Here is a 13,524-nt window from a genome sequence, read left to right on the forward strand (position 1 = left end):
GGCAATTAAACTATTATTCTTTCTGATACACTCTTACATAGTCTATCTCAAACCTTTTGGGAAATGTGGTTGCAGAAGGATCGCCGCCGTTAATGCCTCCTATGGCAAGATCAAGCAGCATATAGTGCGGCTGGTGAAACGGATTAAAATCAGAACCATTCTTATTTATAAGCTTCTCCGCAGTTACCTTATTCAGCAACTGACCATCTACATACAGTGCAATATATTCTTTTGTCCAATCCATTCTCCACACATGAAACTTTTCTGCCCACGTTTTACCTCCCAGCGAATCCACAGAAAAAGTATTACTATACCATTCTGCGCCACCATTACCGCCCTGGCAGGCAATGTTTGCCAGCAAACGGCCTTTGTAAAACTCCATTATGTCAATTTCACCATTGGCGGGCCAGGGTTTATCTACCCCCAGTGTCCACCAGGCGGGCCATATACCCTGACTGATATCTATACGTCCTCTCATTTCAAAACGGCCATACTGCCAGCTGGCTTTATCTTCGGTAATTAAACACGAGGATGTATATTCAATACGCGGCCTGCTTTTCTGCCAGCGTTTGCTCCCCGTCTCAAACACCGGATTCGCCCTATCCTCTCTCCGGGCTTCTATTACCAGATTACCGTTTTCGCAAAAAGCATTGTCCGGCTGGTACCACTGCAACTCGTTATTGCGTACAAATCCATGCTCATACTTCCATCTGGAAGAATCGGGGCGCCCGTTGTTATTAAACTCATCAGCCCATACTAAACGGTACGCCCCATCTTCTTTTGTAAGGGTTTGGGGTGTGGTGGCCGGGTTACCTGCAATACGGCAGGCTGCCACCGGTAAAAAGGTTATCGCAATCAGAATACTTCTCCACTGTATCATGTAAAAACTTTATCTCCTGGTTTCCGGTCTGTTATGTGCTACGCTTTTGTAGCCGCCTTCCGAAATTAGAGAGGGGTATTTTGCCACAACAGGGGTAAACCCGGATAATAAAGGGGGTAATTCCGTCTGAGCGGATTAATATTTTATTTGTTTAACACTTTTATCTGCCAATATTACTGTTACTGTACCTGCGTCTGCTGAAACGGTTAATTTTTTAACGGGTAGCAGCTCGTTATCCGTCCATGCCTCCCCGGCTTTCTTCCACAACAACAAAGTTACATAGATGGCCTGGTCAGGTTTCGGACTGGCTTTAAAGTCAGCTGCAGTATTTATTACCGTACTTTCCTGTGCCACAGGATGCAGGCCGGTAGCAGCTACAGCTTCCGCTTTCGTCCAACCTTTCAGCGGCACCATAGCCAGCTGGTACACGCCGTTATTGATAATAGTTGCCGTGTAACCTTTTACTTTTCGGGTAGTGGTTTTTATGGCACCTTTTACCGCAGGCAGTGCGTAATGCCCCAGTCTTACCGCTGCATCAGCATCGCTGCTGTTTTTATCAACCCGCAGTATACCGTTGGGAAGCGGCATGTCAGCCAGCTGTAAACGGATATTTTTGCGGGTTTCCATTTCCACATCCCGGTAATAAATGCCGTTTTCAAACTTTTTGTACGTAAATAAACGTGCCGGCTCCCATTCTTTTTTATCGTTCAGGAATACATAATTCATAGCTACCTCACCCCTGGGGCCATCTGCCTGCCACGGAAAGGCGCTGTTGTACGATAAACGGTTGTAGTTTTCGCTGCTGCGGAACTGCTCCCATGCACCTACTGCTTTTACATGGCACCAGGCACGCAATTCGGCAGCGCCTATATTGGGGTAGTCGGTAATAAGAATATGAGAAGAATCCTGTAATTTGTTATACACCTGCCCTTTCTTCAACTCCTTCTGCCAGGCACCTTCGTTCTCTGTAGCCGTCCAGAAATCGCTCTCTCCGGGCACCAGTAAGCCCAGAAAAGCTTTAGCCATCCAGAACACACTGCCCCGGCAACTATACGATTGTACGGCAGGTTCAAAAGCGCCATAAAAACCAATGGCAGGTATATTATCTTCCAGGAAAGAAGGATTGCGTAAAAACTGTAACAATACGCCAGATGCAATCCTGCGCATCCAGCCATAATTTACAGCCGCATCTTTTTCCAGCCCCATCAGCGGAAAAGGCACAATAGCGCCCATCCGGTAGGCTATGCTTCTTCCCCACATAATCATTTCGCCAACGCGGCTGAACATGTAAGGATAATTGCCCTTGAGATCGCTGAAGTTAGCCCGGAACTGTTTTGCGTAAGCAGGATAATACTTATCGCCAAAGAACTTAGACCATAAAGTGCCATACATCTGAAACGCCCACATGCTGTAGTAATCATAGGCAGGCGCATCATTATACCAGCCATCTCCCCGGTAATGCTCCAGACTTTTTTCTATATATTCTTTCAGCAGTTTTTCGTTTACCGTATAGCCTTTGTCTTTAAAAAAGCTGAGGACAAAAATGTTGAAGAACTTCCAGTTCGATCCCACGGTTGGTCCATCGCCATAACTGATCATGGTGCGTGCCAGCGTTTCTTTTTGCTCTGCCGTTAAAGGCTCCCAGAGTACTTCGGGAATAGTAAACAGCGATACTGCCAGGCCACCAAACTCCACCAATGTTTGCGTGGGGCCGGTGGTACTGCTGCGTGGTTTTACATACGAATCGTTACCGGGTGTTATTAGTTTTACCAGTTGTTTGCGGTAGTAATCTCCCACTTTAATACCATGCACTATCAACTCCGGGTTTTCTTTCAGCAACGGAGCTGCCACAAACAGCGTGCGGCATAAACCTTCCAGCTTTTCAGTAACTACCCCACCCTGATTGCGCGGGTAGCTTTTACCCGGCTGTTTGGGAAACTGCATAGGATCGTCCGGCGAATCAATATAACTGAAAGCGCCTGAGAGCAGATACAGGGCTGCATCTTTCCAGTGTTTGCGGGTCATGCCGGTAAAGGGGCTGGCAGTATAATCCGGATTTTCAACGGTAAACAGTGGCTGATTGGCCACACGCTTGTGTTGCATCCAAACACTATCCTGTGCCCTTGTTGCCAGCACTGTTAACAACAGCCCGCAACTGAGTATATATTTTTTCATGGCTGTTATTTAGAAAGGTAACGATACATTTCACTGCCTGCCAGTAAAAAGGCGCCTACGCCAAAGCCAGTGGTAGAATTGCGGTCTACTACCTGGCCGGGGATTGCTCTTTCGCCAATTGGTTGTACATAGCTAACCTTGCCATCTGGCTGCAGGGCTACTTTAGTAAGGTATTGCCATGCTTTTTGGGCTACCGGTGCATAAGTAGCCGCATCCAGGTAACCATTGTTAATGCCCCATAATAAACCGTAGGTAAAAAATGCAGTACCGCTGGTTTCGTACCCGGGCGCATGGGCAGTATCCAACATGCTGCGTGTCCAGTGACCATCAGCCTGCTGACTATTTTTCACGGCTTCTGCCAATCGGGTATAACGGTCAATATATAACTGACGGTGTGCATCGTTTTTGGGCAGGTCTTTCAGGGTTTTAGCCAGCGCTGCCAGCACCCAACCATCACCACGGGCCCAGAAGTCTTTTTTACCGTTTACGCTTTTGTGTTTGGGGTAAATATATTTTCCATCGCGGTAATACAGGCCTTCTTCTTTATCATACATTACCGAATCGGCATAAGCGTAATAAGTATACAACTTGTTCAGATACTCTTGGTTGCCGGTAATATGATACATTTTTACCATCACCGGCATTACCATGTATAATCCATCTGCCCACCACCAGTAATCATTATTTGGGGTACTCATTTCATATTCCATTACCTCACGGGCGCGGGCAATGCGTTTTTCGTCTTTTTTAACCTGGTACAAATCGGCATAGGTTTGAAAACATACCTGCCAATCGCCAAAAAGCACATAATCGTCCGTTTCGCCGTATTTGTATTTCCAGGCAGCTTTATTGGTGGAACGGGCGCCCATCCATAAATTATGCTCTGCCCATTTTTCAGAATACGCCAGATATTCCTTTTTACCGGTTATTTCCCAGGCGGCCATGTTGCCGGTATGGTAAGCTGCCACATCCCAGAACGCTTTTCCCGGCTCCGGGTTCCGCTGTTGCCAATAATCGTTGGCCAATTCCAGTTGTTGCAATACTTCTTTACGGGATAAGTTGTTGGTTTGTGCAGCCCGGCGATGGGTGCTACAGGCAGAAAAGCTGGCCAGGCACAATACAAAAGCGGCCACCCGGTACAAGCGGGCATTGTAAACTGACAAATCAATCGGAATCATGGGCTGGTTGTTTAATCTCGCTCTAAGTTAACCCTATGTTAACCTGTACAAAACTAAGTGGATTACCCGCACCATGGCGGGGTAAATTCGTACAAAATGGGGGTTAAACTACGAATTTACCCCCTTTCCGGCTGATGAGTCTGGTACTTATCTACAACCTCCCGGCCATATAATGGCAGCAACACTGGTATGCGTTGCTGCGAAAAGAAACAGCCAGCCTTTTCGTCAATCAGTTTCCGCGGATACCGGACTGGCCGGTTACCTGGAAAATGCCGGAAAAGCTGGCTGAAAATATACCCGTGTAAAGCTTATTTTACTTTAACCGGCTTAATGCCTTTATGGGTAGGTATAATCTGAATAATATTACCTTCTTTATCAAACAGTAATCTGTCTATACAAACTTCCCTGTTATATCCGGCGGCACGTCCCATTTTAATGCCGTCCGGATAATGGAAGCGGTGGTATACAATATACCATTCGTCTTTACCAGGTATCTGAATAATAGAGTTATGCCCGGTTGCATAAATACCGGCAGCTGTGTCTTTAGCTATTACCAGGTTTTGTGCAGGCACCTGAATAGCACCATCGGGGGTGCCGGAGGTACCATATCTTACTTTATAGTCCACGCTGCGGGTATCATCTTCACTCCACAGAAAATAGTATTTACCATTTCTCAGAAATACGGTAGTACCCTCGCGGAAAGTGTGGTCGGGTGTAATTACTTTGGTGGTGCCTGGTTTTAAGGAAATCATATCCTCATTCAGTTCTGCCACCGCCATAAAACCATTACCCCAGTATAAATAGCTTTTACCACTCACCGGATCGGTAAATACATCGGGGTCAATAACCTGACCGCCTTTAACACCTTCCGGCTTATCAGCTACCAGTGGTTTACCTATATCGGCAAAAGGGCCGGCAGGGTTATCAGATACTGCCACGCCCACTTTTTGGGCAGCGGTGTAGTAGTAATAGTATTTGTATCCGTCTGCTGTTTTCTTTTCTGCAATACAAGGCGCCCATGCGTTGCGGTTGGCCCAGCTTACGTCTTTTTTCAAATCCAGAATAATGCCTTCATCCTTCCAGTCGGTAAGGTTGGCAGAAGAAAAGGTTTTGAAATACGTACCAGACCAATCTGTAAATCCATCACTGGTAGGATACAGATAAAAACGTTTTGTTTTATTAGAGTAAATAATGTCGGGATCGGCATAAAAACCGGGTAATACGGGGTTATGCCAGCCTTTAGGCTTTTTAGCAAGTGCTTCAGCGCCCCATTTTTGGGTTAAGCGGTCAGCTTCTTTTGAAGTAATGGGCATAACCGTACCATGGCGTGGATGAAAATCCATGGTAACATCCTGATCTATTACAGAAAAATGCTCCAGATCGGTGGTTTTAGTAAACTGATAACGGCCTTTCATATACACATCGTACATCAGAATGTATTCATTGCTGTTATTCAGTTTAAACGTACCTGCACCTTCCACCGCTTCCGGGGTCTGCTGTACATATTTATCACGCAGTTTATAACCGCCGGTAAGGCTGTCAGATACTGCTACTTTAATACCAGGCGAGCTATCTTCTGTTTTAAAGAACAGGTAAAACTTACCGTCTTTTTCCACAATATCACCATCTATACAGGCATTGTTGGTGGGACTGAAAAACAACTGGCGTGGCGTGGTAGCCAGCCCGGTAAAATCGTCATTGGCATAGGCATAATAAATAATATCCGGCCCGTTGCCATGTTTCATACTCCAGTAAATCATGTATTTGCCCACCTTACTATCGTAAATGCTTTGGGGGGCCCATACCCGCTGCAAATCTTCATTACCCGGAAACTGTTTTTGAATGTTTACTACGGAAGAAGTCCACTGAATCAGATCGGTGGATTTAAGCAGCACCATGGCGCGGTTAGAGTTCCAGCCTTTGCCGCTTACCATATCTGTGGCTACCATGTAAAAGGTTTTGCCATCGGCACCCCGGAGAATATGCGGGTCGCGCACACCACCAGACGAACTGATGGTTTCCGAGGCAATTATTGGTTTGCCGTAGTTAAGGGCTTTAAAATGATATCCATCGTTGCTCAATGCAAAACAGATGGCCTCTTCTTCTATTCTGTTACCGGTAAAATAGGCAAACAGGTAAGCGGAGGTTTTGGGTTGTGCCACCGACAAGCTGATGGCGGCAAACAAGCTGCAAAAAGAAAGAAAAGCTTTTTTCATGATATTGCTAAATACTGTTATTCCGCCCGGAAACACGGGGGGCAATTCCACATTTAAAGAGGGCAAAATAACAAAGCCGCCCGAAAGAGCGGCTTTTTAACATTATTGTTTTTCGGCTATTTCTTTTACCAGCGCCAGTGCCTTTGGCATTATTTCCGTAAACATCTTTTCAAAGTCGGGTGCCATATCCATTTCCACCACCAGCTGTGTACTATTTCCGTTGGGTGTAAGCCGGTAATTTTCCTGCGCCCCTGCCCATTCTTTCACCTTTGCGCTCTCTGTATCTTCCTTACCATCTATAATTTCGCCCTGGTGTTCAATAGACATATATTCGTTAGGCACCGCATCCCTTATAAGCGCTATCATTCCATCGCCGTTATTATCCAGAAAAAGTACGCGACTGCCCTTTTGCCAGTCGGTTTCTGCTCTGGAACCCTCAGAAAACACCCTTGTCCACTGCGGATAGGTGTCTTTACCCCATAGCACCTGCCAGATTTTTTCCGGGCTGGCCTGAATAGTAGTAATGAATTGCTTTCTTTCCATGGCTGCATAGTTTATTGTACTAACAAACCTACGCCGGTTGTGTTGGAAGAAGCATGTGCAGAAAGGACATTAAAAGGGTGCAAAAGCGACAGAAAAAATATGCCTTAGCATTTACAGCTACATCGCCTGAACCTTTCCTACAGCGAATACGCCGTGTTAACCACGGCTTTTATCAGCCCCGGCACCATGTTCATCCGGTTACCTTTTTTGTTCATCCACCCTTTATCTGTTTTTTCAAACGTGTATTGGGTGCCGTACAGGTTTACGGTTAATTCATTCGGTTCCTTTTTCTCTATCACAAAAAAATAAATCCTGTTTTCAAAATGTGCTTCCAGTTTCGCTGACATACGCTATTGCTTTGAATAATCGGGCATGCAATTTACAGCTATCTGCATTAGAATGCTGCGGCATAATGCTCTTTTATGATATAGAACCTTTTGCATACAGGGGCCCGATAAAATAAAAGCCGGGCTACCCGATACCGGAAGCTTACTGCCAATGGTTACGCCTTTCAACTCCTCCCCCCGCGCAAATCAAAGCTGTAACGGTTACAGTTCTCCCTTTTTGCTAATACACTGGTTTACAGCAGATAAGCCTGTAGGCAACTAAATACACGCCTCAGCGGCTAAAAACTAATTTAATTAGTATTTTTGATTACCGTTTTAGCATTCAATATCTTTTTCAAAATTGAGAGCGTATGCATTACAACCCCCTTGTTAAGTTTATGCCGGAGATGATACCCGGCTTTGCCGCCAAACAGGTGCGGTATCTGGTGGCCCAGCAGTATTACCGGGGCAAGCTTCCTGATTCGGAAAAACTGCCCCTGTTACTGACGGATTATCCTACGCTGGACCAGGCCAGAAGACACCTGAACAGCATTTCAGGCGATAAATGGGCTGCCATTATTGATATGCAGCATCCAAAACATCTTGCCAAGTTGCAGGAGATGTGTCAGCCGTATTCAGAATATGGGCTATACGCCGCCTTTACCGATAAGGGTATTGATAAAGAGCTTAAGAATAACAAAAGACTTATTAATGCGGCTAAAACCTATATTGACAATGAAACCAACTGGCGTCCCGCAAGCAACACTACGGTAAAAGCCACATTGGAATTACGTTTTGGCGAGCTTTTCGTTACTTTTAAACACGGACAGCGAAAGCGGGAGGAACGCCTGACTGTTCTTGAAACAACCAGACCATGTGCTACGACATTTCCTTTACCAGCAACATACGAAAGCTACAGGATTATTTTCCAGGACTCACCATTGATCCGGAGGTAAATGTCGATTTTACTTCCGATCATGTGCAGGCGCAAGCCTACGCGCCCTTCCCTGTTATTACAAACAGTAACAACCAACTGGTGGTAAAACCTTTTGAATGGGGTGTTATTCCGGATTACTTCCGTACGGTGGAGGATGTAAAAAAAGGCCGGTCATTTATGTGCAATGCACAGAGCGAAAAAGTAGTAAACGATCACCGCTCATTCTGGCGGCGGATACGGCAAAACCGCTGCCTTATTCCGGTAACGGGTATTTATGAGCACCGGGGGGTTGCCGGGTTTAAAAACAAAATACCTTACCACATTCAACTGAGAGAACGCCCGGTATTTTGCCTGCCCGGCCTCTTTCACCATTCTCCTTTTCCGGAGGTGGAAACCGGAGAAATGACTGGCACGTTTACCATTATTACCCGCAGTGCCAATAACGTAATGAAGCAAATTCACAACGATGGGCCTAATACGGGACGCATGCCTTTGTTTTTACCGCAGGCCCTGGAGCTGCAATGGTTACAACCTGATTTGAACGATGAACAGATACAGGCTATGCTGGATTATCAATTGCCCGATGCGGCACTGGAATATTACCCGGTATATACTATCCGTTCACGCAAGCCCAGGCCCGATGATCTGGACAAAACAGCACCTTACACCTGGCAGAACCTTCCTGAACTGGCGGTGTAATGTACACCGGCTCCGATGCTGGCTGTACGGCTTTATTGATTGGCTGCAGCACGCAGTTGATCCTGTATTTCCTTTATTGCCCGTGTTTTATTCTTCTTCATTTTTTCTGCAATCTGCATAACATCTTTGGCGTTGGTGTGCTGGATGCCCCATAAAGATATTTCAGTTATCACGGGCACCAGATCTATGGCTTTGTCTGTAAGCGTGTACAAAAACTTGCTTTTGTTTTCCGGTGCAGGATGCTTGGTTACAAAGCCTTCCTGGTGCAACAGATTCAGGCGGTCGGTTAATATATTAGAGGCTATTTTTTCGCTGGAACATAAAAACTCACTAAACGACGTTTTGCCGAAAAACATCATATCCCGCAGTATCAGCAGTGTCCACTTGTCACCAAACACGTCCAGCCCACTACTCACAGGGCAATCCGATCTCTTCTGAATAGGTTTCATAAAACTATCTCCAAAAAACATTTCGTTAAAAGCTATTGCAATTTGCAAGAACCCTATAACTTTGTTCTTGCAAATTGCAATAACAAATATACAGATAAATCAAGTCAAATGAAAACGACTAACAACACAGTACTGATTACCGGAGGTAGCATGGGTATTGGATTTGAAATAGCGCAACAGCTTTCTGAGAAAGGAAATCATGTTATTATCACGGGCCGCGATAAAAACCGGCTGGAAGCAGCGGCAGCTAAACTGAATAACGTAACTGCTATTGCGTATGATGTTACAGATGCCGCACAAACCACACAGCTGGCTACCAGACTGGCTGACGAGTTTCCGCAACTGAACATACTGATTAATAATGCGGGATATGCCAGCAGCTATGAAACCAGCGTGGCCGATGCTACCGGCGTAGCAGAAAAGGCAGCGCTGGAAATGAATACCAACTACCTCTCCCTGGTGCGCCTTACTGAGCAACTGCTGCCACAACTGCGCAAACAGGAGGCTGCCGCAGTAGTAAACGTAACTTCTATTGTAGCCATTGCGCCTGGTATGCGCACTCCTACTTATAGCGCCAGCAAAGCTGCGGTACATGCCTATACCCGGTTACTACGTTTATCGCTGAAAGACAGTACTGTAAAAGTATTTGAACTAATGCCGCCGCTGGTTGCTACGGAGTTTTCTAAAGAAATAGGCGGACTGGAAAACGGTATACCTGCTGCACAGGTAGCAGGCGATCTGGTAAATGCATTGGAAAACAATAAATGGGAAATACACGTAGGTGCCACTGCACAGATATTTGCGCTGGACAGACAATCGCCCGAGCAGGCGCTACACGCTTTAAACGGTGTTGCCTAAGCAGCAGTACCGCAAACAACAAAGCAGAAGGCGGCGGTTGCTACCTTCTGCTTTGTTGTTTATACTGTAAAAGCTATTGTAAAATGTGGGTTTCTACAATGGTGATGAGTAGAAAACCAATGGTTTCCTGGCCGCTACCACCATAACCGCTCATATCTTTAATTACATCTGCGGCATTCAACTGCACTTTATAATAGGTAGTCAGTTGCTTAATTACTTCTTCCATAGCTGACTGGTCTTCAAAATAGTAAGACAGCGTTTTTACCACAGACTCTCTGTTCAGATCGCCTTCGATATGATGCTGAATTCTTTCCAGACGCATTTCAAATTCTGAACGGGGAATAATTACGGCATTAATCACCAGCTGACTGATGGCTTTTAAACGACCGTCTGACCAGTTGGCCATGTTTTTACCGGAAGTCAGCACCCGTGGAATAGATGGTTGTGTTTCTTCAACAAACAGTTGAAGGTCTGTCAAAATGCTTTCAAAAGTGTTACCCATAACAACAAATATAGGAATTCTATCATTTGCTGTTCAGGATGATAAGATTTTCACCCTGAACAGCTTATATTCTTTGATCTACTGCGCCTGAATACGGATAACGATAAAGGAGTAAGCAGGCAATTCTTCTGCAAAATTCTCATTTACTGCACAGGTTCCTGTAACCGGGCGGGCATTTTTATCTGCCGGGTGGCCGGTAAGTACTGTTTTTACCGCTGTAGTATTTTTCACGCGAAGGCCCTGTAAGGCAGTAGTAGCTTTTACAGGCACCGGCAGCAGGTTAACCAGCTTCACAATAACATCACCACTGGCAGCATCCTGCACCACCGAAATGGCTACTCTTTTGGCAACTGCATCTCTGTTATCCGATAAACGGATGGTGGCAGGCAGGTATTTTGTACCGGCGTTTACCCCAAACAGTTTTTGCACCTCGTAGCCTACTGTTGGTTTAACGGTAGTATTGTTAAAGTAAATGAGATCGGGCGTCCATTGTGTACGGCCTTCTTTAGCCAGTAACGGTGCATAAGAAGCCATGCTTACTACGTCGCCATTACGCTCCAGCGCTGTTAGGTATAACGCTTCTGCCAGTGCCGTTTCCAGGTTATTGGGGCGGCCGGGCAGGTGTGCTGCATATTCGCCCAGGTATACCTTAGAAGCATTACGATCGTACCTGTCGTAGTAGTCCTGGTTATTAATAAACCATCCCGGAGGTTGGTAGTAGTGTTCATCTACCATTGGCACCTTCAGTTTCTTAGCAATATCCCAGCCTTCCACGTAGTCTGTACCTTCAGAGAAGGGTCCTACGGTACCTATTATAGTCACTTCGGGGTGTTTGGCTTTTACTACATTGTAAATCTGTGTAAAGCGCGCTTCAAACACATCAGAAATCAGGTCTTCGTTGCCTATGCCTATGTACTTGAGGTTAAAAGGTTTCGGATGTCCTGCTTCCGCGCGTTTTTTACCCCAGGTAGTATTTACATCGCCATTGGCATATTCAATCAGATCCAGAATGTCCTGAATATACTCATCCATTTCTTCCGGAGAAAGGCCGCCCTGCTGGCCACCACCTACACCCGGTAAAGTAGCAGAGTTCTGGCAGGGAACGCCAGCAGCCTGTACGGGCAATGGCTCTGCACCAATATCTTCACAAAAACGGAAATATTCAAAATACCCCAGACCGCCTGTCTGGTGGTAGTTCCAGAGGTTGCGCATAGGTTTACGCGCTTCCAGCGGGCCTATGGTGTACTTCCAGCGGTAGATATTATCCAGTCCATCGCCATGTGCAACGCAACCACCAGGAAAACGAACAAAACGTGGGTGTATATCTGCAATAACCGTAGCCAGATCGTTCCGTAAACCGTTGGGTCTGTTTTTAAAAGTGTTTACGGGAAAAAGCGATACCATATCAAATGCTACTTCGCCGGCACTCTGCGGTTGCAGTTCCAGCTCTGCCGATGCTGCGGCAGCTGTAGCGGTAAACTTCACTTTTACGGTGCTCCATTTGTTGCCGCCTGAAACGTCTACGGTAGCCTGTGCCAACACCTGCCCACCGGTAACCAGGCGCACCTGAACTTTGGTGCGCTTTTCACTACGGGCAAAGAAAGAAAGGTTATAAGACTCGCCTTTGGCAACGGTAATACCGTCAAAGCCGCTGTTTACCAGTGTGGCATCAGCGCCCTGTAAAACAGCGTAGTGCGGGTTGTTGGCGTGAATGGGACGCAGGGTATCTATGCGGAAAGAAGCGCCTGCCCCTTTAGCCTTCCAGGAGTGCCTGCTGTTCCAGCTGGTATCCCTTCCCTGCTTATCGCTTACTACATATTCAAAATCGCGGTTCTGAATCAGTTCGGCATACAGGCCACCGTCTGCCGCATAGTTGATGTCTTCAAAAAAGATACCCAGCAACAGATCGCTGATAGGTTTGCTATTGCCTGCCTGAATGGTAAAGCCTGCTTCTATGGGCTTTAAGCCGGCAAAACGTACAGAATCCTGTTTAGTGGTTTCAGCATTTAACTGGGCGCGGTATTGCATGCCCTGCCAGGTTTCGATGAGTTTGTTAGCAACAGGCCAGGCCACTTTATACACCTGTCCGGTACCTTTGCCTCCAGGCAGTTCAATAGTAACGCTGTTGTTGATATAGGCCGAGGCAGGCACTTCGCGTGCAGCACTGTAGGTATCAAAGTTTTTACTGACTACCTGGTAATATTTACCATCATCACCTGAGTAGGTAATGGTATATACACCCTGTTGATTGTTCCAGGCAATTACCGGCCCGTTACAACGTTTGCCCAGGTTTACACCGGGATAATCCTGCCGGGCCCAGTATACCAGATCGGGCGAGGCTACGTGCGCAAAACGGGCTTCTGTTTCGTTGAGCGTCCACACACACTGCCAGCCGCCATCATGTCCCGGAATCAGATAAGGCGTAATCATCCTTTTTTCCGATCCCCAGCGACCATAATCACTTTTTACAAAACCAAACTCATTGCCGATGGGAAACCAATGGTTTTTATCGGCACTCCACGCAAAATGCAACCCGTTATGGTTACCGTTTTTGCCGGTGGCATAAGAGAACAAATACACGGAATCAGGCTCGTTGGCCGGCGGGTAAGGGCTGGCAAAAGCGTATTGCCCAAGCGCAATGGCAGCACCGATAGATAATAGCAATTTTTTCATCTGAAGCAAATTGGGTGTCAAGATAACACTTCTGTTATAAACATTGACAATTCTCTTCCGGATGAAAGTAAACCACAACTGTAACTCC

The 13,524-nt window shown here is 46.2% G+C and carries 12 protein-coding genes; 3 read left to right on the forward strand and 9 right to left on the reverse strand.

Annotation, left to right across the window (positions count from 1 at the left end; genetic code table 11):
• Positions 1-13: 13 nt before the first annotated feature.
• The 6 genes from IEY13_RS18035 to IEY13_RS18060 form a co-directional block, all read right to left on the reverse strand.
• Positions 14-880 (reverse strand): glycoside hydrolase family 16 protein, encoded by an 867-nt coding sequence (locus tag IEY13_RS18035; RefSeq protein WP_188954674.1) that lies wholly within the window; start codon positions 878-880, stop codon positions 14-16.
• Positions 881-1,015: 135 nt separating this feature from the next.
• Positions 1,016-3,055 (reverse strand): DUF2264 domain-containing protein, encoded by a 2,040-nt coding sequence (locus IEY13_RS18040; RefSeq protein WP_188954676.1) that lies wholly within the window; start codon positions 3,053-3,055, stop codon positions 1,016-1,018.
• A 5-nt stretch (positions 3,056-3,060) separates the two neighbouring features.
• A complete protein-coding gene (locus tag IEY13_RS18045; RefSeq protein ID WP_188954678.1) occupies positions 3,061-4,233 on the reverse strand; it encodes a glycoside hydrolase family 88/105 protein in 1,173 nt (390 codons plus the stop codon).
• A gap of 308 nt (positions 4,234-4,541) precedes the next feature.
• Positions 4,542-6,449: a glycoside hydrolase family 43 protein gene (locus tag IEY13_RS18050; protein ID WP_188954679.1), complete on the reverse strand. Its 1,908-nt coding sequence runs from the start codon at positions 6,447-6,449 to the stop codon at positions 4,542-4,544.
• Positions 6,450-6,551: 102 nt separating this feature from the next.
• The gene (locus tag IEY13_RS18055) at positions 6,552-6,992 is read right to left on the reverse strand and encodes an SRPBCC family protein (protein WP_188954682.1); all 441 of its coding nucleotides are present in this window, start codon (positions 6,990-6,992) and stop codon (positions 6,552-6,554) included.
• Positions 6,993-7,129: 137 nt separating this feature from the next.
• Entirely contained in the window at positions 7,130-7,339 is a 210-nt protein-coding gene (locus IEY13_RS18060; RefSeq protein WP_188954684.1) for a hypothetical protein, read from the reverse strand.
• A gap of 350 nt (positions 7,340-7,689) precedes the next feature.
• Between IEY13_RS18060 and IEY13_RS18065 the strand changes: the two genes are divergently transcribed.
• Together IEY13_RS18065 and IEY13_RS18070 are read left to right on the forward strand one after the other, a co-directional pair.
• Entirely contained in the window at positions 7,690-8,274 is a 585-nt protein-coding gene (locus IEY13_RS18065; RefSeq protein ID WP_188954686.1) for a hypothetical protein, read from the forward strand.
• The gene (locus IEY13_RS18070; RefSeq protein WP_188954687.1) at positions 8,193-8,954 is read left to right on the forward strand and encodes an SOS response-associated peptidase; all 762 of its coding nucleotides are present in this window, start codon (positions 8,193-8,195) and stop codon (positions 8,952-8,954) included. Before IEY13_RS18065 ends, IEY13_RS18070 begins: the two co-directional genes overlap by 82 nt.
• A gap of 32 nt (positions 8,955-8,986) precedes the next feature.
• Here IEY13_RS18070 and IEY13_RS18075 read toward each other — a convergent pair whose 3' ends face one another.
• A complete protein-coding gene (locus IEY13_RS18075) occupies positions 8,987-9,451 on the reverse strand; it encodes a winged helix-turn-helix transcriptional regulator (protein ID WP_229687907.1) in 465 nt (154 codons plus the stop codon).
• A 60-nt stretch (positions 9,452-9,511) separates the two neighbouring features.
• On the opposite strand from IEY13_RS18075, the gene IEY13_RS18080 reads away from it, so the two are divergent.
• Positions 9,512-10,261, forward strand: a complete 750-nt coding sequence (locus IEY13_RS18080) for an SDR family oxidoreductase (protein WP_188954689.1) — start codon at positions 9,512-9,514, stop codon at positions 10,259-10,261.
• 73 nt (positions 10,262-10,334) lie between these two features.
• Here IEY13_RS18080 and IEY13_RS18085 read toward each other — a convergent pair whose 3' ends face one another.
• Both IEY13_RS18085 and IEY13_RS18090 read right to left on the reverse strand, forming a co-directional pair.
• Entirely contained in the window at positions 10,335-10,763 is a 429-nt protein-coding gene (locus IEY13_RS18085) for a hypothetical protein (protein ID WP_188954692.1), read from the reverse strand.
• A 78-nt stretch (positions 10,764-10,841) separates the two neighbouring features.
• Positions 10,842-13,436, reverse strand: coding sequence for an alpha-L-arabinofuranosidase family protein (locus IEY13_RS18090; RefSeq protein ID WP_188954694.1), 2,595 nt, complete (start codon positions 13,434-13,436; stop codon positions 10,842-10,844).
• Positions 13,437-13,524 lie beyond the last annotated feature (88 nt).

The sequence above is a fragment of the Filimonas zeae genome (genome assembly GCF_014641615.1).
Lineage (GTDB): Bacteria > Bacteroidota > Bacteroidia > Chitinophagales > Chitinophagaceae > Filimonas > Filimonas zeae.

Bases quoted from the DNA above. Each gene is read 5' to 3' on its own strand.
- IEY13_RS18035 (WP_188954674.1), bottom strand. From the start codon at position 880: ATGATACAGTGGAGAAGTATTCTGATTGCGATAACCTTTTTACCGGTG.
- IEY13_RS18040 (WP_188954676.1), bottom strand. From the start codon at position 3,055: ATGAAAAAATATATACTCAGTTGCGGGCTGTTGTTAACAGTGCTGGCA.
- IEY13_RS18045 (WP_188954678.1), bottom strand. From the start codon at position 4,233: ATGATTCCGATTGATTTGTCAGTTTACAATGCCCGCTTGTACCGGGTG.
- IEY13_RS18050 (WP_188954679.1), bottom strand. From the start codon at position 6,449: ATGAAAAAAGCTTTTCTTTCTTTTTGCAGCTTGTTTGCCGCCATCAGC.
- IEY13_RS18055 (WP_188954682.1), bottom strand. From the start codon at position 6,992: ATGGAAAGAAAGCAATTCATTACTACTATTCAGGCCAGCCCGGAAAAA.
- IEY13_RS18060 (WP_188954684.1), bottom strand. From the start codon at position 7,339: ATGTCAGCGAAACTGGAAGCACATTTTGAAAACAGGATTTATTTTTTT.
- IEY13_RS18065 (WP_188954686.1), top strand. From the start codon at position 7,690: ATGCATTACAACCCCCTTGTTAAGTTTATGCCGGAGATGATACCCGGC.
- IEY13_RS18070 (WP_188954687.1), top strand. From the start codon at position 8,193: ATGTGCTACGACATTTCCTTTACCAGCAACATACGAAAGCTACAGGAT.
- IEY13_RS18080 (WP_188954689.1), top strand. From the start codon at position 9,512: ATGAAAACGACTAACAACACAGTACTGATTACCGGAGGTAGCATGGGT.
- IEY13_RS18085 (WP_188954692.1), bottom strand. From the start codon at position 10,763: ATGGGTAACACTTTTGAAAGCATTTTGACAGACCTTCAACTGTTTGTT.
- IEY13_RS18090 (WP_188954694.1), bottom strand. From the start codon at position 13,436: ATGAAAAAATTGCTATTATCTATCGGTGCTGCCATTGCGCTTGGGCAA.